The following is a 17,876-nucleotide window of genomic DNA, read 5'->3' as shown; positions in this document are numbered from 1 at the left end:
AGATGTGCAACTCGAGGATTGATCGCGACCTCAACGCCGCGATCAATCTGTCAGGGCTCGCCGCCAGTTCGGCGGAGAGTTTAAACGCCTGTTTGAGGCTGGAGGTTGCAGAACTCCTTGCTCAGTGTCCCCCTGTGATTCAGGAAATGAACACCATATCCTTAGGGATGAGCGGGTAAGTTTCAAGGAGCGGATGAAAGTGTTGCATTTTCAGGTGAAGTCACTATTCAAAAGAAATTCGAGATTCAAATTCGGATTATCGAATATATGGTTCATACTAAGGAGCAATCCGCTGTCTATCATAGGGCTTGTTCTTGTGATGGCTTACGTGGTAGCCGCGCTGGCGGTTCTGATATTCGGTAATTCAGTCCTTCCCTACAACCCTTACCGCATACTTACAGGAAAACCATTTCTTCCACCGGGCCCAAAATTTCTTTTTGGAACGGACGAACTCGGAAGAGATGTATTTTCGAGAACGCTGGATGCGACTCCGCTGGACCTGGGAATAGGTCTGAGCATTGGCCTTATAGCGATGTTCATCGGCGGAACCGTAGGCATGATTTCAGGCTATCTTGGAGGAAAGGCAGACACTGTGATAATGAGGATAACAGATGTATTTCTTTCATTTCCGACACTCGTACTGGCTCTTGCGGTTGCTGTGCTCCTCGGTCCTTCCGTAATACATTCGATTGAAGCACTTTCAGTTATCTGGTGGACCGCCTACGCAAGACTCGCAAGGGGTCAGACACTTTCTGCTAAGAACCAGCTGTATGTCGTTGCAGCGCGGGCCGCAGGCGTCAGCGAAATTGTTATACTGTTCAGACATATACTGAGAAATATATTCGATACGCTCATCATTTACCTTACAATGGACATCGGCACAGTCATCCTCACGTTTTCCACTCTAAGTTTTCTTGGTGTCGGGGTTCCTTCACCAATTCCCGAATGGGGAAGAATGGTGTTCAGGGGTGAGAGCTTTATTTTCCAGGCGCCCTGGATAGCCCTTGCTCCAGGCTTCGCCATATTCTTCGCGGTATTCGCATTCAGCCTTCTCGGTGACGCGCTGAGAGAACTGCTTGATCCCCGCGCAAGAAAGATAATTGTGAGGTAGTTGCGATTCTCAGAAATTGTGACGCCGCCATCCTGATGTTAATGTGTTATTCTCGGCAAGTTCTTCAGCAAAATGGCATGCCACATAGTGACCGGAGCCAAGATCCCTCAGTTCCGGCTCCGCCGTCCTGCACTCTTCTTTTGTAAACGGGCATCTGCCGGCAAACCTGCACCCCCGAGGTATATCGATCAGGGAAGGTATTTCACCCTCCATTTCGAATTTGAATTTTCTTCTCTTCGGATCAGGAACGGGTACGGAAATGAGAAGTGCTTTGGTGTATGGGTGCATCGGTTTCTCAATTACTTCCATCACGCTTCCAGTCTCCATAACTTTTCCAAGATACATTATTGCGACTGAATCGGAAATGTAGCGGACGGCACCGATGTTGTGGGAAATGAAAAGATAGGTAAGGTGGCGTTCGTTCTGAAGTTCAACAAGTCTGTTAAGAATCTGTGCCTGAACGGCAACATCGAGTGCGCTCGTAGGTTCATCAAGAACAATCATCTTCGGGTTGAGGACTATTGCCCTTGCAACTGATATTCTCTGTCTGCCTCCGCCGCTGAATTCGTGCGGATACTGGTTGTAACTGTTCTCCGGAAGGCCAACTTCGTCAAGGACCGTCTTTACCCTCTCTAGTATCTCTTTCCTGTTCCTGATTCCCGACGCTCTGAGAGGTTCACCAATTATCTGCCAGACCTTTAACCTCGGATCAAGCGAGGTTAGCGGATCCTGGAAGACAATCTGTATATTGCGTCTCCAGGTCCTGAGTTCTTCGCCATGCAGGTCTGTAACGTCTGTGTCGTTGAAAATCACTCTTCCGGATGTTGGCGTAAGCAGCTTCGTTGCAAGCCATCCGAAGGTTGTTTTTCCCGAACCGCTTTCGCCTATCAGTCCCATAACCTCGCCACGCTTCACCTTGAGACTTACCCCGTCAACAGCATGAACACGTCTTGCTTTCTTTCTGAAAAGTGTCTCGGAAAAGGTTTTCTGAAGTTCAAAGTATTTGGTCACCTTCTTTGCTTCGAAAAGTGTGCCGTCTTCCAATCAGCTCGTGCCCCCGTCATAGAGGTGACATGAAACAAGATGTCCTCCTCCCAGATCAATAACGGCCGGATACTCATCACAGCATTCATTCATGCACATTTCGCATCTCGGGTTGAAAGGGCAGCCGGCAGGCAAACTGATCAGGCTCGGAACGTTTCCTTTTATGGTCGGTAGTCTTCCGTCGCTTTTGTATCCATGAGGAAAAGATTTCAGCAGCGATCTTGTGTATGGGTGGCCAGGGCTGTTGAATACGTCCTCTGAACTCCCTATCTCCACCAGATGCCCTGCATACATGACGCCAATTCTGTCGGCAATCTCTGCAATGACGCCAAGGTCGTGGCTTATGAAGAGTATGGATGTATTCACCTTCTTGATAAGATCCTTCATCAATGAGAGAACCTGAGCCTGTATTGTTACATCAAGTGCGCTTGTTGGTTCGTCTGCAATGATGAGTTTCGGCCTCTCGGACAGCGCCATTGCAATCATGACTCTCTGTCTCATTCCGCCCGAAAGCTCATGTGGAAACAGCCTGAGTATTCTTTCCGGATCATTGATTCTCACGGTTGAAAGAAACTCTATGACTTCCTTCTTCATTTCTTCGCTTCCTCCAGTTCTGGCAGAATGCCGGATATCCGTCGACGGCAGGAGCACCGTCTTCACCGGACTGGGGATATTTTTTTCCGGATGCCCATAATTGAACGGCCTGATGTCGGATGGAAGATTCCTTCCGTTTTCCCTCATCTTCCTTATCCTTATTGCTTCTGCGACCTGATCATATATTCTGTATGCCGGATTAAGAGAATTAATCGGCTCCTGGAAAATCATGGCGATGCCCGTACCCCTGTACAGGGGCATGTCCTTTTTCTTAACCGAGAGCAGATCGACACCATCAAATATTATTCTTCCGGAATCTATTGAAGAAGGAGGCTCCGGCAGCAGCCTGGGTATCGAATGGCCGAGTGTGCTTTTTCCGCAACCCGTCTCACCGACAATTCCCAGAACTTCGCCCCTCTTCACTTCAAGGCTGACAGAATTGAGTGCCCTGACCTTTCCTGAAGGGGTACTGTAAGACGCGGAGAGTTTTTCGATCCTGAGGAGAGTTCCGCTGTCAGATCTCATGGCTGTATTTTCTGTTTGGCTTAACATATGTGCCGCTTCCGATGTTTCTTCCAGATCTCATTATACTCTCAATATTGAAATAGACTCCTGTATTCTGCGGCAAGTTGGAGGCAGCCTGACCGCGAAATGATTCGAGTCATTGGTTAAACCCCATTGAATTGAGAGCAATGTGTACTGTAGTCAAACGCAATTTCATCACCTGGAAGGCGGAGAATCACCGGTTATCTGATGTAAAGCCTCAGGCTTATTTGCCAGCGTCATTCAGGCACTCAAACCAGCGACTCCATTAACATGTTTGCTTCCATCCCGGTGTATATGCCAGCAAGGACCAGAGATTCCAATGCAATCGGCATATTGACAGTACCTTCGACATTTATCAGATACGATGATATTCTCAAATGCTTTTCTGTGCGTTCCACCTCTGCGACTCTTCCCGCAGGGCCAGGATCGAATAGTTTCCGCGGCCCGAGGTGTCGTCAAGCCTGAGATAAACCGAGTCATCCACCATGACAGCATAATGCTCCTCGCCAATCAGTCTGATGCCGGGCGGTTTCATGAACGTGGCTGCAACTCCACCGCCAGCATCATAGATGGTGAAGAGCATCAATCCGCCATGTTCGGGTATGCGCCGGACATCCATTATGGAATTGAGAAGCGCCTTTCCGTCAGGATCATTGAGAGACCCTTCTATCCTCTTGTCTCTGTATAAGGGAATCCAAGAAGCGTATGTCTCCCCGTTCTCTTCCCGAAAAATATAGCGCCCGTACGGGAAATGCGCCTTCTTCACCATGACATAATTTTCTTTTATGTATCTCTTCCGTAATTCCGCCACCCGTTTCCCATGCACAGCCGCATGTGTTCTGCTTCCGTGAGACAGGATCACGGGCCGGATAATCTTCTAGGGATATCTTTGTTTGCAGCAAAAAAAGTCATGATCTCGGCGGTTCTTGGGTGTGAAAGGATCGGAAACTGCACAAACCGTGGTTCTGCTGCATTGAGGATTTGCAGCAGAAGAGTCATTGTCATTACGGTGCTGCGAATCAGCAGACAGCTCTCCGCGAACGGTGTGCGCCATCACATCCAACCATCATTGGTGCGTCGCACCGGGCACGAGTTCGCGCTTACGTGACATTAATATCCGGGATGACCGGAAGTTTTCCTTTCTCACGTTGCGTTCTGTGCATTTTCGGATTTGAGCGCGGCCGTTTCGGTCAGCGATCCTTTTAAATTGGTTTTTCCGATTTCCATTTTAAATATAACGTCTTTTATTTATACACTGAAAGCCGATGCAACAGGACGCAGAAAGAAAACTCAGGGAGCAGATCCGGAAATTCAGAAAAATGACGCCGTCATCCAGGGAAGCCTGGCACCGGGCAAGAAGAGTCCTTCCGGGAGGCGTGAGCGGAGACGATTTCGCTTCGTTCCCGTACCCGCTGCAGATTGAGGGTGCGGAGGCCGCCAGGATCAAGGATGCTGACGGCAACAGCTACATAGATTACAACATGGGCTCCTCCTCGCTCATTCTCGGTCACGGCGACCCCAAAGTAATGAAGGCAATATCATCGATATTCGATTCATACGGCACAAATCTCGTCGGCGCAACCAACCCGCTCGAAATGCAGCTGGCAACAGAAATTTCGGATATTGTGAGATCCGCCGAGATGGTTGCATTCACTTCCAGCGGAACAGAGGCCAATCTGCTGGCACTTCGCATCGCAATGGGAAACAGGAGAAAGGGAAAGGTGGCCAAGTTTGAAGGGCATTATCACGGCTCCTTCGATTACGGTCTCATAAGCTGCGACACTCCGAGAGAGGAGCTCGGTCCGGCCCGTTCCCCATACCCTTATTCACGTTCGGCCGATATACAGGAGCATACCCTTTACAGAACGGTGGTAATGCCGTTCAACCGGCTTGAAGAGACCGAAGCAATAATAAAGAAAAACAGGAAGGAGCTCTCATGCCTTATCATGGAGCCGGTTGCCGGCGGCTACAGGGCAGCAACCAGGGATTTCATGAGAGGCGTCCGTGAAATAACGGACAGATATGATATACCCCTTATACTGGATGAAATTACAACCGGTTTCAGGCTCGGTCTCGGAGGGGCGCAGGAAAGATACAGGATTACGCCCGATATGACGACCCTCGGCAAGATACTGGGCGGCGGCTTCCCCATCGGTGCTGTGGCGGGCAGCCGCGACCTGATGGATTCGCTCGACAGGTACAAGAAGGGGGCTGCCGAGGTCTATCATGGCGGCACATTCAACGGCAATCCGATAAGCATGGCCGCAGGGCTGGCGACGCTCAGCGAACTCAGGAGGGGAGGGACCTACGCTTATCTCGAGAAGATATCCCAGACAATACGCAAGTCTGTCTCGTCACTCGACGAGGCGCATTCTCTGAACTGCCAGGTGCTCGGACTCTCTTCCATAATAAACATAGTGTTTTCCAGGGGAAAAATCAAGGGATACCGTGATCTCCTGCGCTCGGACGGTGCCGCCAGAAAAATCTTTGACATCTATCTGCTCAATAACGGTATATTCAATACGGGCGGAATGCCGATGTTTGTTTCCACTGCAATAACCAAGCCGGAAATGCGGCGGACGGTTGAAGTGATAGAAGGCGCACTGCGCTACATGGCTTCCTGATGCTGGCTTGCCGGTGCCGAATCGGGCTTAGGCTGTGCAACCGGCTGGCCGCCCTCCGGCTGAGAGGCCGGAGGCGGCGACTGCGCGTTCGTGAGTTCTGTCTGCATCTCTTTCACCACGGATTCGAATATCTCGAGCCCCTTGTCCATGAATTCCAATGAAATTATAAGCGGCGGGGCAATTCTCATCACATTGCCGTAAGGCCCTGCAGTGAGGGTAAGCAACCCCTTCTTCAGGCATCTGACCTGCATCTGTGTAAGGTCCAGCGGTTCCTTTGTCTTCCGGTCCTTCACAAATTCAACGCCAATCATCAGTCCCCTGCCCCTTACATCCCCGATGATTTCCCATCTCTCCTGCATTTCGCGCAGTCTCTTCAGGACGTAATTGCCTGCCAGAAGCGCCCTGTCGGCAAGCTTTTCGTTCAGTATGGCATTTATGTGCGCAATCCCGGCGGCCATCTGGATGGCATTGCCTCCGAATGTGCTTGAATGTGTTCCGGGTCTCCACTTTTTCATTATTTCCGGTTTGGCTATGATGGCACCGAGCGGAACGCCTCCTCCTACGGCCTTGCCGGTGACAAGGATGTCCGGAACGGTATCTGACCACTCGGAAGCCCACATCTTACCCGTTCTGCCCAGTCCGGACTGGACTTCGTCCGCGATGAGCAGTGCGTTATTCCTGTCACAGAATTTACGGAGGAAAGGCATAAACGTGTCAGGAGGCACGACGTATCCGCCTTCGCCCTGGACTGGTTCCACGACGACAGCCGCCAGTGATCCTGTGCCGCCTCCAAAATTCATCAGCTGGTCTTCCATGAAATGCATGCAGTACAGGTCACAGCTCGGATACTCCATCTTGAACGGGCATCTGTAGCAGTACGCATAAGGTGCGAACAGTGTATTGTTCAGCGGGCCAAATCCGAACCTGTATTTCAGTTTGCTGGTGAAATTGAGCGCAGGGCCTATCCTGCCGTGGTACGCACCGTAGAATGAAAGGAATTCGAATTTCTTCGTGTGGTAAGTCGCCAGCTTTGCAGCTGCTCCAACAGCCTCAGCACCGCTGTTTCCGAAAAATGTTCCCCTGAGTTTGCCCGAGAATGATATGTCTGAAAGAAGTCTGGCCAGTTCTGCCTCCTTGTCAAAATAGGTATCATTCGCGAATGAGTGTATGAGCTTCTCGCTCTGGGATTTTACAGCATCAACGACTGCAGGATGACCCCATCCCGCATTCATAACGGCAATTCCGGAGGTCCAGTCGATATACAGGTTGTCGTCCACATCGGCAACCGTGGCTCCAGCCGCCCTGTCTATCGTGAAGGTAAACACCCTGTCATAGGCGTGCGAGACGTATTCCTTGTCAAGCTTCACAATCTCCTTGCTCTTGGGCCCGGGGGGCGCGACGGAAATCTTGGGTGCAAGTCTTGCCCATGCCGGTACCCAGGCGGGAAGGTCGAGATTCTGCAGACCCGCATCTCTTTCGGGAATCGTCTTTTTTTCGGGTGTCTTCCCTTCTTCCCTGATGTTTACGTCCGCGGTCAAGTAACGGCACCCTCCCTGACTTTCTCGATTGGGGCTATGCTAAATGCTATGGCGGATGTGGGACATGCAGACACGCACTTCGGGCCGCCCGTAACACCTATGCACATATCGCATTTGTATGCGGTCTCAACCCCCATCGTAGGGTCAAGGAAGATAGCGTTGAAAGGGCACTTTGGTATGCAGGCGTTGCATGCGATGCATCTTTCCTCTTCCAGGAGCCATGTAAACCTGGCTTTGTCGAATGTAATGAGATCTGACGGGCAGACTGCGGAAGGGGCGCACTCGTTGCACTGTACGCAGTAGGTTGCCTTGAACGGGCCCGCGCTGCCGCTCTTTATCTTTATTCTCGGCTCCTTTACGATGTCGTCAGGATGAGCATCAACGCACGCCTTCTCGCATTCTCTGCATCCTGTGCATTTCAGCGGGTCGAAAATGAGCCCGTATTTCTGTGTAACAGTCATAATCCATGCCTCCTGCCGTCTTTGCCGGCATCAGCAGAATGGGTTGATTTGAAGATACCTCCACGATTACAAATAGCTTTAGAGAGGGCGTTTTAATACCTTTCCGTCGCCTTAATAAAGGGCATTTCATAAACAATAAAATTTACTAATTATTGTACTGGCATCACTTAGCGCAGCTGCCCAAAATCCATTTGATCGTATGGGCTGCTGAACGAAATTAAATCGAAGTGGCTTTACGACAAACAAATGGACTGTTCACTTTCCCTTATCGGAAAGAGATGACAGGGTCCGGCACGAAACCGGAACCGGTTTCAGTCATGCTGCATGGCCAGCCCGTCTGCAATCCTTTGTCTTTCATTTCAACCTTCTTGGCCGTCTTGTCTGTTTTACCGCTTCGCTGTCCTGTTCGATCAGCACCGACTCGTTGTAAGCCTCCTTGAGTGTTTCCAGGACATAAAATGTGCTGCTTCTCTCCACGCCCTCCGTTTTACTGAGATGCTCAATGATGCCGGAAAGCTCGTTTTTTGTCCTGCATCTTATCAGTACGATGAAATCAACATCTCCCATGACAAAATAAACGCCCCATACCCCCTTTATCTGCGATATTGCGTTACCGATATTCTGCGAATATTTCGGGCCGTATCTCCCCTTGACAAGTGAGATTGCAGTGATGCCGTTCTCGAGCTTTTCAGGGTCGAGCATGGCATAGAATCCCTTTATGATGCCCTTTTTCTGCAGTGTGTTGACCCTGTTGTGGACAGTTGATTTTGAGATCGACAGCCTGTTTGCTATATTCTGGAAACTCATGTTCCCGTCATGGGAGAGAATCTGGAGTATTTTTCTGTCAAGCGAATCGATATCTTCCGCCGTCTCTTCTGGCATGGAAGAGGTAAATGACATAATGAAATAAATGTTGTTGCATTGCCTCCGGCGTCATCCTCATGCCACGGTCTTCCTCTAAGTGGAAAACTGAATACGATGGCACTCCCTGGGAATGAGCGGCTGTGTCTTCCTGCCGGTCTCATTTCGCCGAGACCTGCTGACCAGTGCACAATTTCAGCTGTTCGCATAGCGCGCCGGCCACAGCCCGTAGCTGTGACGGCCTCAACCGCTCTTCCACCTGCTTATTCTTCGCTCGAAAGCGGCGACCGCTTTTCCGGTCTCTGGACCGGATATCTCCTGAATCTCCGTTGTGCTGTCGGCAAATCAGCTGTCCGGAAAGTCGCCAAAACATACTCGGTGTTATGCATCCTCAGCCTGCAATTTGTCTGTACAGTCAGCTCAATTCACGGCAAGCTCGTCAGAAACCTTCAGCGCAGCATCCAGCGCTTCAACACCACGGTCGATATCGTCCTTCCCTGCAATGAGGGGTGGAGCCACTGTCAGATGTGTTATCCATGAATTGACAAAAACACCGTTCCTGCCCATCTCCTGGGCTACCCTGCCTGCAACTGTCTGCCGGCCCGCAAGCTTGTCCTCCCTCGTGTTGAACGGTTCCCTCGTCTTCCTGTTCTTTACGAGTTCAACGGCCCAGAACATGCCGGCTCCCCTGACGTCGCCTACGCTCTCATGCCTTTCTTCCAGCTCGTGCAGTCGTTCGCCCAGGTACCTGCCGTTTCTCGCAGACGCCTCGATAAGATGCATCCTCTGGTACTCTTCAATTGCCGCTACCGCCGGAAGCAGAGTGAGCGGATGTGCTTCATAGGTGTGTCCATGTGCAAACATGTTGTCTTCGAAGTAGTCAGCAACTTCCTTTGATGTCGCAGTGAGAGACAGTGGAATGTAGGCACCCGTAATCCCCTTTGCTGTTGTCATTATGTCCGGTTTCACCTTCCATTTGTTCACAGCAAACCATTCGCCTGCCCTTCCCCATCCGGACATTACCTCATCAGCAATCAGAAAAACACCGCGATCCCTTGTAATCTCCCTGAGCCTCTGCATGTAGCCATCGGGCGGGACAATCACGCCGTTGGTGCCCGTTATCGGTTCGACCATGACGCCGGCGATATTTCCCTCGTGTTTTATCATGTAGTCTATGTATTCAACGCAGGCGATGCCGCACTCCGGATATTTGAGGTTGAAAGGGCACCTGTAGCAGTACGGGTCCGGTGCCCTGACGACACCGCCGGCATTGCCAGGCGTTTCAGAGGAATACCTTCTCTGATCGCCCGTAAGGGCTATGCTGGCTGCTGTTGACCCGTGGTATGAGACGTATCTGCTGATAACTTTGAATTTTCCCTCTTTCTGAAAGTACATGCGAATCATTTTGACAGCCGCTTCATTTGCTTCTGTCCCTGACGTCCCGAAGAAGAATTTTACAAGATTGTCAGGCAGCACCTCCAGCAGTTTCTTTGTGAGTTCCACTCTTGCATTTGTGGTGAATTCAGGCGATATGTATGGAAGCTCGTTGGCCTGCTTTACTATGGCATCGATCACAGCCCTGTTTCCATGCCCGAGATTCGAGCACATGAGCTGCGACGAGAAATCCAGGTACTTTTTACCCTCCGAATCGGTGAAATAACAGCCCTCGGCGGAAACGATAAGTTTGGGATTCCACCCTCCCTGCTTTCTCCAGGTCCCGTAGTTGTATTCCCTCGTTATTCGCGTGCCCTCATCCTTTCCTTCAGTCTTTTCCCTTGAAGCTGAAACAACCATAGCAACACCTCCGGCCCAGTTTCGTCAAATGCCGCAACTGTTGACATGGAATAGGTGGAATGTATTTATTTAAAGTTTATCATTTGTTTCTTTTTACTGGAAAATGTATATCGAAATTAATTGGTTTATGAACAATATGCAAAGCACATGAACCTCTCCGGCTTTTCATCTGCCGGCAGGACAATTGCGATGCTGCGGAGATGCGTGCATGATGCAGAGTGTCACTCTATTTTCTCCACACCGATCCGGAATCCTTTCTGTCTCAGGTCGGATATGAAACATTCAGTGTCAAAGAGCACTTCCGGCGGCTTTACGCCTCTCTCCGCCACCTTCCCCGATAGCACATGCCTGACCGCCACGGCCGCAGGCATGCATACAGAGTATTCTGCGGCACCGAGTCCCCATTCCGGTTTGGAAGGGAACACGCATGTCGCCCTCTTCATGGCCGTTTCTCCCTTCTCGATCCCGGAAACTTCAACGCAAAGACACTCCACGCTTTCTATTCTTACCTTATCAGGGTAGCCAAGCAGTCCCTTTTTTTTCAGCAGGCCTGTAAGAAATCTTCTCGGGGAAATTTCACATCCGCCAATCCGGAGAGGCTCACCATCCGCAAAACCGGCATCAGCCAGCAGTTTCTGCTCGATAAAGCCGGGGCCTCCCTCCATCCAGTTGACCTTCCTGATACCTTTTTTGCGGAAAGATCCTGGAAAGGTTGCCACCTCGCTGTGCCTTGTTACAAAAACTTCTGTAGTGCCGACTGGTACCGGAAAATCGTAGGATTCTTTCATTGACAGCGGATCAACCCTTCTTATCAAGCCGTCCTCGAAAATTTCTGCAGGCATTGTGTACTCATCCATCAGGGTCTGTATCGACCATGTAACAAAAAAAGGCGGAACCCCCTTTGTGTTATCCCTCCATGCGTCTCTTATTTTGATTGTATCGACGCTCTCCATTCCACCGCACAGGGAAGATGCGAGAACACCGCTCAGTCCCGGCTCCGCCCCCATTCCGGCTATACCGAGCAGACCGGCTTTCCGGAAGGCACCGTTCAGGCGCAGCTGCTTCTTTGTCATCCAGTAAAGACCGCCGAAGTCAAGGTAATGGCTGCCCGCCTTCAGCGCCAGATCCATGACTTCAAGATTGAAGTCATACTGCACTCCGTTGACAATGAAGTCCGTGCCCTTCAGCACGCTCAGCGATTCCTTTTTTTTCAGAACATCGATCCTTGATGCCGCTGCCTTCTTCCATCCGGCAATTCTGTTCGCTTCAAGCGCAACTTTCTTCGCGCCTTCCGCATCAATGTCAGCAATTCTTATTTCCTCTATGCTGTCATCAGAGGCGAGATCATATGCAACCCCCCTGCTCACAAGGCCCGCTCCTCCTATTATCGTCACAGTTGACAAGAAGACGCACCTCACGAACGATGTTCATACCTGATAAATAATTTTCCTGACGCTTAATTCAGTTCCGTAATGATATGCTGTTTTCATCCATAAACTCATTTATCCGGGCAGCGCAGTTATTGGAGAGGACAGCAGCTTCTGAGAAGGCCGGCAATTTTGATATATTAAGTGACAAATGGCGAATCGACTCAGTATGACAGAGTGCCCGACTGTGCGTTGTGCCGGATGCCCGGAGTGAAGTGCCGGGATGATGGTGGAAGGCGATTCACTGGAAAATATCGGCTCATTGAGTTTTGGCAGCGCGCCGCCGGCAGGCTTAGCTATATATGTGCGAGGATCCCGTGTCTTTATGGTTGACTTTACCGAAGGAAATAGGAGATGAAGCAGTGTCTATCAGGACGGTTAATCCGTACAGCGGGGAAAAACTGAACGAATACGAGGAGGAGGCCATTGAATCTGTCGCAAAGAAGATTCATGGAATCAGGGTTTCACAATCCGAATGGAAAAGGGATTTGGGCAGGAGGATCGACTATGTTGGGAACACCCTCCTGAAAAACCTGAAGGAATCGGAGCGCGAAATGGCCGAATCGATGACTCTCGAAATGGGGAAACCAATCTCGCAGAGTCTTGCGGAGGTAAGGAAGTGTTTCAGTCTTCTGGATTTCTACCTGGAAAAAGCCTCTTCTTTTCTTGAGCCGGAACAAGTAAAAACAGATGCTGCCAGGAGCTATATCCGCTTCGATCCAATAGGTGTGGTGATGCTCGTAATGCCCTGGAATTATCCTCTCTGGCAGGTTATGAGGGCAGCCGTTCCGGCACTCATAGCGGGAAACGGCGTAGTGCTGAAACATGCGTCCATAGTGAGCGGCACAAGTCTCCTTATCCAGCGTATATTCGACACGCCGCTCTTCAAATCGGTAATATTGAAGGGACCCGATGCGCTTGAGGCAATAAGATATGTCGACGGCGTTTCGTTCACGGGTTCGACTGCCGCAGGCAGCAAAATAGCGGAAAAGGCCGGCAGCCTGATCAGGAAAAGCGTACTTGAACTCGGAGGATCCGACCCTTTCATAGTTCTGGATGGCGCAGACATAAGGAAGACTGCAAAACACGCCGCAATTGGAAGGCTTCAGAATGCAGGACAGAGCTGCATTGCATCGAAGCGCTTCATTGTCAGCGAGAATGTATATGATGAATTCCAGGAGGAACTCAGGAGGCAGTTTTCCTCAGTTGCAATCGGCGACCCCATGAAGGAGAGCACATTCCTCGGCCCCCTTTCGTCAGCACAGCAGGCAGAAACCGTAAGGAAGCAGATTCAAGAGCTCGGAAAGCTGGGACCTGTTCACCCGCATGGTGGCGGCGACGGGAATGTCATCCATCCCGTCATCGCCTCGCCATCAGAGCCGTATGATGAGGAAATCTTCGGACCCGTGGCCGTTCTCAGAAAATTCCGTAACAGCGACGAGGCCGTGCGGTTAGCCAACGAAACGCCCTTTGGTCTTGGCTGTTCCATCTGGGGCGATGCGGACGAGGCCGAAAAGCTCGCTCCATTCATCGATGCAGGAATGGTATTCGTCAACAAAATTGTAGCATCAGATCCGCGTGTGCCGTTTGGCGGTGTGAAGAAAAGCGGCTACGGCAGGGAACTTTCAAGATACGGCCTGCTTGAATTTACAAATCTGAAGACAACCTGGATTGAGAAAAGTCCGCAGTAGAGTCCTGCGGCAATACGGTAAAACATCCGCCGCATGAAATGGCAGCTTATGGCAGCTTATTCAATCCTGCTGAGCCTCCCCTTCTCCATGACATACTGATGATCCGCGACGGCTCCGTCATTGCGTTCCTGTGTAACATAGATGACATCGAAGCCGCGCGAAACCGACAGCTCTTTCAGTTCTGCCAGGAAGCCGAGCCTTTCGTTTATGCTGGAGACGACCTCATCGAGCAGCAGCGCGTTCGGGCCGGACAGGACTGCGGTGGCTATTGACACCCTGGTTCTCTGCCCGAGGCTCAGGTCACGAACCTTCCCCGCGAAATTTACATGCAGCCTGGCCTTCACTGTCTCCAGCAGAGCATCGTTGCTGTCTGCCCCCATTGCCCATCTCAGGTGTTTATCAACGGACATGTGCATGAAGACGGAATTGTGGTCGATGTAGACGAATTTTCTGTACGGCGGCGGCCTGCCGGTCATTTCGACACCGTTGTGTTCAATCAGTCCCTCATCCAGCGTATAATGCCCGGCAAGACACATCAGAAAGGTTGTCTTGCCTGAACCGTTCGGTCCCGTAAGAAAGATCATACCACTGTCAGTCATTTCGGCATTGAGCAGGAAACTGTCAAGCCTCTTTCTGCACACTGCTTTCAGCATAATCCACATTCCACAGCGTTTAACTTGTTTAAGTTTTTGGGCAGTTAACGGAATTGTGCTTTCCTATCATGTATTTTCAGTATCCTGACAATTACGAGAATGGAGATGGAAAACAGTATCATGAGCGATGCGGCTGTAATTGCAACCTGTGGACCGTAATAGCCGTAGTATTCGTAGATGAGCACCGGCGCGGGCTCTATCCCCCTGAAGGGCACCTGATTGATGTAATACGCGATGATTGCAATTGAACCGAACTCGCTCATTGCACGGCTCATGGATGTAAGTGTTATCGAAAGAAGCTCTCTTGCGTGGGACGGGACAAGCACGGTGAATAATGTCCTCGTTCTTGATGCACCGAGCGAGGAGGCAAAGAGTTCCTGCTGGTATCCGGCGGAGGAGAATAGCGACTGTGCAGCGCGAATGTATATCGGTGCAGAAACAAACATCAGTGCTATCACGAGTCCCTGGAAGGTGTCAAAGAAGTTTATGCCGACTGACTGTAGAAATCTGCCCGCCGGCGTAATGTTGCTGTCCAGGAGGAGGAGCGAAATTCCCACTATGGGATGCGGTATCGAGGCTGGAAGATCCGAAAGTGTTTCAAGTCCCGGGTTTCTCTTTCTGGCAAGGTCATATGCTGCGGGTGTGAATGCAAGGAATACGACCAGGGACGATACTGCTGAAGATATTATGGTAAGCTCTATTGAATAGAAGACAGTGCTGCCGAAGCCGACGGAGCTCCTGAAGACGACCAGGCCGTACCATACCAGAATGGCTATAGGCACCGCTAGAAACAAAACCGATGCTGCCGACCAGATGCCTATGAAGTCAAGTCTGCTTCCTGAGTTTCCGTTCATCATTTTTACCTGCATATGTGTTCAGTAGGACATTCCGGCGCAACGGTGGATTATGCGCAGGCAGCCCTGTTTATCAGAGCGTGCCTCCGACATCCATTTCACCCTCCCTAATCATATTCGAGAACTGCTGCGGCATTTTGTTGTAAAACAGCAGCGGCACTTTCAGCGCCATCAGCCCGAAATTCTCCAGCTCGGAGGAGCTGTTCAGCAGGAAATAAGTGAAGGAGTACGCCTCCGCGTTGAGTGAAGAGTTTGCCATTACGGAAACGAAGAGATAGACCGGGGAGGCGTTTACAGATCCTCCGACAAGTGTGTATGAGAATCGGGAATAGAAAGCACTGAGGTTTGGATCGCCCTGATTCAGCTGCGGGGGGAGCGTAATATACCGGATGTGGTCCGATATGGCAGCTGACCTGTATATGAAGAGGAACTGTATGCTCCCGAACTCCAGCGGTGATACGAGTTCAGCGGCGTTTGACGCTGACACGGTCCCATTGTTGTCTGATGCCCTCTGGAGAAAGTAAGACTGATTCCCCGCGTAGAGGAAGCCGGCAATCTCAAGCGCCAGATATGCCCTTAGTCCTGCAGGATCGCTGTCCGGGTTCGAAATTCCCACCTTTATCCGGCCCGATGTGAGGTTGTAAAATGCACCGTAGAATGCGGAACTGCTATTGCTCGCGGATGCATTTTGAAACGCATGAATTACGTGCACTGCGGCAGTGGAGTTAAGTGTCGCGTTGGAATATGAGATGACCATTTGATCAGCTGCAAACGCAACCGCCCAGCCGCTGTATCTTGCCCCGAGGTAATTTCTCTGGTAGGCGTTAAGGGCGACCGAAATCAGTATGTCAGCCGGCGCACCCTGTCCTATTTCCCTCGCATCGGTGTAGGAGCCGCCGCCTCTGGCAGGTGCGACCGGGTTGCCTGTGGACGAATGGAACTGCGCGAGCAGATAATTTGTCTCCCTGACATATGCGTCTGCCGTGTAGACGATAAGCTGCCGCTTCTGCCCATGGGTGAGGACGGTGTAGGCTGAAGCCGCAGCAACAACCGAAATCACTATGAATATCGAAATCAGGCGCTTTGAGCGCATACCGGACAGGATATGTGCCGGAAGTTTATAAATATGCTTTCTTATTGCCATAAAGCAAACAAAAGTAGATGCAAAAAACGGGGAATAAACATGTCCCGGTCGAACAGCAATCGGAGTGAACGGGGGATACTGACCAGCAGGCAAAGGGAGATACTGAAACTGCGTTCAATGCATAAGACCCAGAAAGAGATTGCACATATCCTGGGCACCTCCCGTCAGAATGTTTCAATACTTGAGGCGAGGGCAATCAGAAATCTCAAGGCAGCTGAGGAGGCTGTAGCGATAGCATCAAAGGCGGGCATTGCAAGGGTGATCGAGCTGGAGAACGGTGTACATATACTCACCGCGGCGAGAACGGTCATTGAAGAGGCTGACAGGGCAGAAATAAGGCTTAAGAGCAGTGCAATTGACATAGTTTCGCTGATAAGAACTGCTTCCGGGCGATCCGTCAGGAACGGGATAATTCAGCTGGATATGCGGGTGGTAATTTTTCCCGATGGAACTCTGATGGCAAGAGAAACAGCAAAAAATGAATAGCCCTCTTAACCGGCCCTCTGCGACAGCGAATGAATCCTCTGGCGAAGGTAATTCAGTCCATCCCCTCTTTTTGGACACTTTCACCGATTTTGAAATACTTTCCGCCCCTGTATATCAGCGGCTTCTTTTCACTGTCGTAGAATGCGTTGAGCACCTCACCTACAAATTCGACGTGGTCTCCGGTGACAAAACGGTTTACAACCCTGCACTCGAGATTGAGCGTGCATCCGCCGATAAGCGGCGCCTCAATGAATTTTCCCCTGAACTTCCTGAATTCAGCCATTGTCCATTTCTCTGTTCCTTCGTTGATTGAATATCTTCCCGCCACATGTGCAAGTAATGCCTGATCTTCAGAACAGTAGCTCAGCCCGAATTCACCGGATCTGTCTATCAGTGGGAGCGTCCCTCTCTCAAAACCGACAAAGACGGCAACAAGATACGGCTCGATCGATACACGAAGAGACCACTCAGCAGACATAACGTTCTCTGTTCCACGGAATGAAGCAGTGACAAGCGCGACACCCGAAGTGAAGAATCGCTTTGACTCCTCAATGCCCTCCGCCATCATGAAAAACTCGTAAATGTTTGAACTATTAAATTGGTTCCTTAAATCGATGAAGGATTGGTTATCTCTCTTCCGACTTCCGCGCGGAAATAGGATTCAAATCGGCAAGAACCAGTCTTCAGGACTGGAAAAATGTATTCGCAGGAAGGAAATTTATTTTTGCTGCGGATTACGGCTTAACTGAAATGGTGCCGGATTTCATTCACACAACGGGCTGTGTGGTCATCCAGCCCTCTGTTGTAGAACAGCACTGCAGATCGCATTCCTCAACTGTTCTGTAGCCAAGATGCGCATCGCAACTCCATTCCACAGCAGTTACGCGTGGAATCTGCTGTGTACTGTACTTCTTCTGCAGTATTATACGTTGATCCGGCCAACTCTGGGGCTATGGCGGCCATAAAGGGTTAGGAAAATAAGCGTTTTTGATTCGATTTTTGAATTGCCAGTGTGCTCGGACCGAAGAGTCTAAATAGTTAGTAGTAT

16 protein-coding genes are annotated in these 17,876 nt (G+C 50.5%); 4 read left to right on the top strand and 12 right to left on the bottom strand.

Features of this window, described 5'->3' with window-relative positions; translation table 11 throughout:
• Positions 1-193 precede the first annotated feature (193 nt).
• On the top strand, positions 194-1,111 hold the full coding sequence (locus KIS29_10315) for an ABC transporter permease (GenBank protein ID MBX8640716.1): 918 nt from the start codon (positions 194-196) through the stop codon (positions 1,109-1,111).
• 9 nt (positions 1,112-1,120) lie between these two features.
• Here the strand turns inward: KIS29_10315 and KIS29_10310 are convergent, their stop codons facing one another.
• The 3 genes from KIS29_10310 to KIS29_10300 all read right to left on the bottom strand — a co-directional run bounded on the left by KIS29_10310 (position 1,121) and on the right by KIS29_10300 (position 4,106).
• Positions 1,121-2,155: an ABC transporter ATP-binding protein gene (locus KIS29_10310; protein ID MBX8640715.1), complete on the bottom strand. Its 1,035-nt coding sequence runs from the start codon at positions 2,153-2,155 to the stop codon at positions 1,121-1,123.
• The gene (locus KIS29_10305; GenBank protein ID MBX8640714.1) at positions 2,156-3,274 is read right to left on the bottom strand and encodes an ABC transporter ATP-binding protein; all 1,119 of its coding nucleotides are present in this window, start codon (positions 3,272-3,274) and stop codon (positions 2,156-2,158) included.
• 394 nt (positions 3,275-3,668) lie between these two features.
• Positions 3,669-4,106 (bottom strand): hypothetical protein, encoded by a 438-nt coding sequence (locus KIS29_10300; protein ID MBX8640713.1) that lies wholly within the window; start codon positions 4,104-4,106, stop codon positions 3,669-3,671.
• Positions 4,107-4,560: 454 nt separating this feature from the next.
• Between KIS29_10300 and KIS29_10295 the strand changes: the two genes are divergently transcribed.
• Positions 4,561-5,919 (top strand): aspartate aminotransferase family protein, encoded by a 1,359-nt coding sequence (locus KIS29_10295; protein ID MBX8640712.1) that lies wholly within the window; start codon positions 4,561-4,563, stop codon positions 5,917-5,919.
• Here KIS29_10295 and KIS29_10290 read toward each other — a convergent pair.
• From KIS29_10290 to KIS29_10270, 5 genes are all read right to left on the bottom strand, one after another.
• Positions 5,904-7,457 carry an aminotransferase class III-fold pyridoxal phosphate-dependent enzyme gene (locus tag KIS29_10290; protein MBX8640711.1) on the bottom strand — a complete coding sequence of 518 codons (1,554 nt, stop codon included), beginning with the start codon at positions 7,455-7,457 and terminating at the stop codon, positions 5,904-5,906. The genes KIS29_10295 and KIS29_10290 overlap by 16 nt on opposite strands.
• A complete protein-coding gene (locus tag KIS29_10285; GenBank protein ID MBX8640710.1) occupies positions 7,454-7,918 on the bottom strand; it encodes a 4Fe-4S binding protein in 465 nt (154 codons plus the stop codon). The genes KIS29_10290 and KIS29_10285 overlap by 4 nt, the downstream gene beginning before the upstream one ends.
• A gap of 354 nt (positions 7,919-8,272) precedes the next feature.
• A complete protein-coding gene (locus tag KIS29_10280; protein ID MBX8640709.1) occupies positions 8,273-8,800 on the bottom strand; it encodes an Lrp/AsnC family transcriptional regulator in 528 nt (175 codons plus the stop codon).
• 399 nt (positions 8,801-9,199) lie between these two features.
• On the bottom strand, positions 9,200-10,573 hold the full coding sequence (locus KIS29_10275; GenBank protein ID MBX8640708.1) for an aminotransferase class III-fold pyridoxal phosphate-dependent enzyme: 1,374 nt from the start codon (positions 10,571-10,573) through the stop codon (positions 9,200-9,202).
• Positions 10,574-10,794: 221 nt separating this feature from the next.
• On the bottom strand, positions 10,795-11,976 hold the full coding sequence (locus KIS29_10270) for a saccharopine dehydrogenase NADP-binding domain-containing protein (GenBank protein ID MBX8640707.1): 1,182 nt from the start codon (positions 11,974-11,976) through the stop codon (positions 10,795-10,797).
• 326 nt (positions 11,977-12,302) lie between these two features.
• Between KIS29_10270 and KIS29_10265 the strand changes: the two genes are divergently transcribed.
• A complete protein-coding gene (locus KIS29_10265) occupies positions 12,303-13,691 on the top strand; it encodes an aldehyde dehydrogenase family protein (protein MBX8640706.1) in 1,389 nt (462 codons plus the stop codon).
• Positions 13,692-13,747: 56 nt separating this feature from the next.
• Here the strand turns inward: KIS29_10265 and KIS29_10260 are convergent, their stop codons facing one another.
• The 3 genes from KIS29_10260 to KIS29_10250 all read right to left on the bottom strand — a co-directional run bounded on the left by KIS29_10260 (position 13,748) and on the right by KIS29_10250 (position 16,291).
• Positions 13,748-14,344 carry an ATP-binding cassette domain-containing protein gene (locus KIS29_10260; protein MBX8640705.1) on the bottom strand — a complete coding sequence of 199 codons (597 nt, stop codon included), beginning with the start codon at positions 14,342-14,344 and terminating at the stop codon, positions 13,748-13,750.
• 44 nt (positions 14,345-14,388) lie between these two features.
• On the bottom strand, positions 14,389-15,198 hold the full coding sequence (locus KIS29_10255; GenBank protein MBX8640704.1) for an ABC transporter permease: 810 nt from the start codon (positions 15,196-15,198) through the stop codon (positions 14,389-14,391).
• Positions 15,199-15,271: 73 nt separating this feature from the next.
• Positions 15,272-16,291: a substrate-binding domain-containing protein gene (locus KIS29_10250; GenBank protein ID MBX8640703.1), complete on the bottom strand. Its 1,020-nt coding sequence runs from the start codon at positions 16,289-16,291 to the stop codon at positions 15,272-15,274.
• A gap of 90 nt (positions 16,292-16,381) precedes the next feature.
• On the opposite strand from KIS29_10250, the gene KIS29_10245 reads away from it, so the two are divergent.
• On the top strand, positions 16,382-16,828 hold the full coding sequence (locus KIS29_10245; protein MBX8640702.1) for a Tfx family DNA-binding protein: 447 nt from the start codon (positions 16,382-16,384) through the stop codon (positions 16,826-16,828).
• A 52-nt stretch (positions 16,829-16,880) separates the two neighbouring features.
• On the opposite strand, the gene KIS29_10240 is transcribed toward KIS29_10245, so the two are convergent.
• Entirely contained in the window at positions 16,881-17,396 is a 516-nt protein-coding gene (locus KIS29_10240; GenBank protein MBX8640701.1) for a flavin reductase family protein, read from the bottom strand.
• Positions 17,397-17,876: the final 480 nt, after the last annotated feature.

The sequence above is a fragment of the Candidatus Sysuiplasma jiujiangense genome (assembly GCA_019721075.1).
Taxonomy (GTDB): Archaea; Thermoplasmatota; Thermoplasmata; order Sysuiplasmatales; family Sysuiplasmataceae; genus Sysuiplasma; species Sysuiplasma jiujiangense.
This window is presented reverse-complemented; position numbering and strand designations above follow the sequence as displayed.

Excerpts from the sequence above, each read along its gene's own strand:
- KIS29_10315 (MBX8640716.1), top strand. The coding sequence starts at position 194 with ATGAAAGTGTTGCATTTTCAGGTGAAGTCACTATTCAAAAGAAATTCG.
- KIS29_10305 (MBX8640714.1), bottom strand. The coding sequence starts at position 3,274 with ATGAGATCTGACAGCGGAACTCTCCTCAGGATCGAAAAACTCTCCGCG.
- KIS29_10295 (MBX8640712.1), top strand. The coding sequence starts at position 4,561 with ATGCAACAGGACGCAGAAAGAAAACTCAGGGAGCAGATCCGGAAATTC.
- KIS29_10285 (MBX8640710.1), bottom strand. The coding sequence starts at position 7,918 with ATGACTGTTACACAGAAATACGGGCTCATTTTCGACCCGCTGAAATGC.
- KIS29_10280 (MBX8640709.1), bottom strand. The coding sequence starts at position 8,800 with ATGCCAGAAGAGACGGCGGAAGATATCGATTCGCTTGACAGAAAAATA.
- KIS29_10275 (MBX8640708.1), bottom strand. The coding sequence starts at position 10,573 with ATGGTTGTTTCAGCTTCAAGGGAAAAGACTGAAGGAAAGGATGAGGGC.
- KIS29_10265 (MBX8640706.1), top strand. The coding sequence starts at position 12,303 with ATGTGCGAGGATCCCGTGTCTTTATGGTTGACTTTACCGAAGGAAATA.
- KIS29_10260 (MBX8640705.1), bottom strand. The coding sequence starts at position 14,344 with ATGCTGAAAGCAGTGTGCAGAAAGAGGCTTGACAGTTTCCTGCTCAAT.
- KIS29_10255 (MBX8640704.1), bottom strand. The coding sequence starts at position 15,198 with ATGAACGGAAACTCAGGAAGCAGACTTGACTTCATAGGCATCTGGTCG.
- KIS29_10250 (MBX8640703.1), bottom strand. The coding sequence starts at position 16,291 with ATGCGCTCAAAGCGCCTGATTTCGATATTCATAGTGATTTCGGTTGTT.
- KIS29_10245 (MBX8640702.1), top strand. The coding sequence starts at position 16,382 with ATGTCCCGGTCGAACAGCAATCGGAGTGAACGGGGGATACTGACCAGC.
- KIS29_10240 (MBX8640701.1), bottom strand. The coding sequence starts at position 17,396 with ATGATGGCGGAGGGCATTGAGGAGTCAAAGCGATTCTTCACTTCGGGT.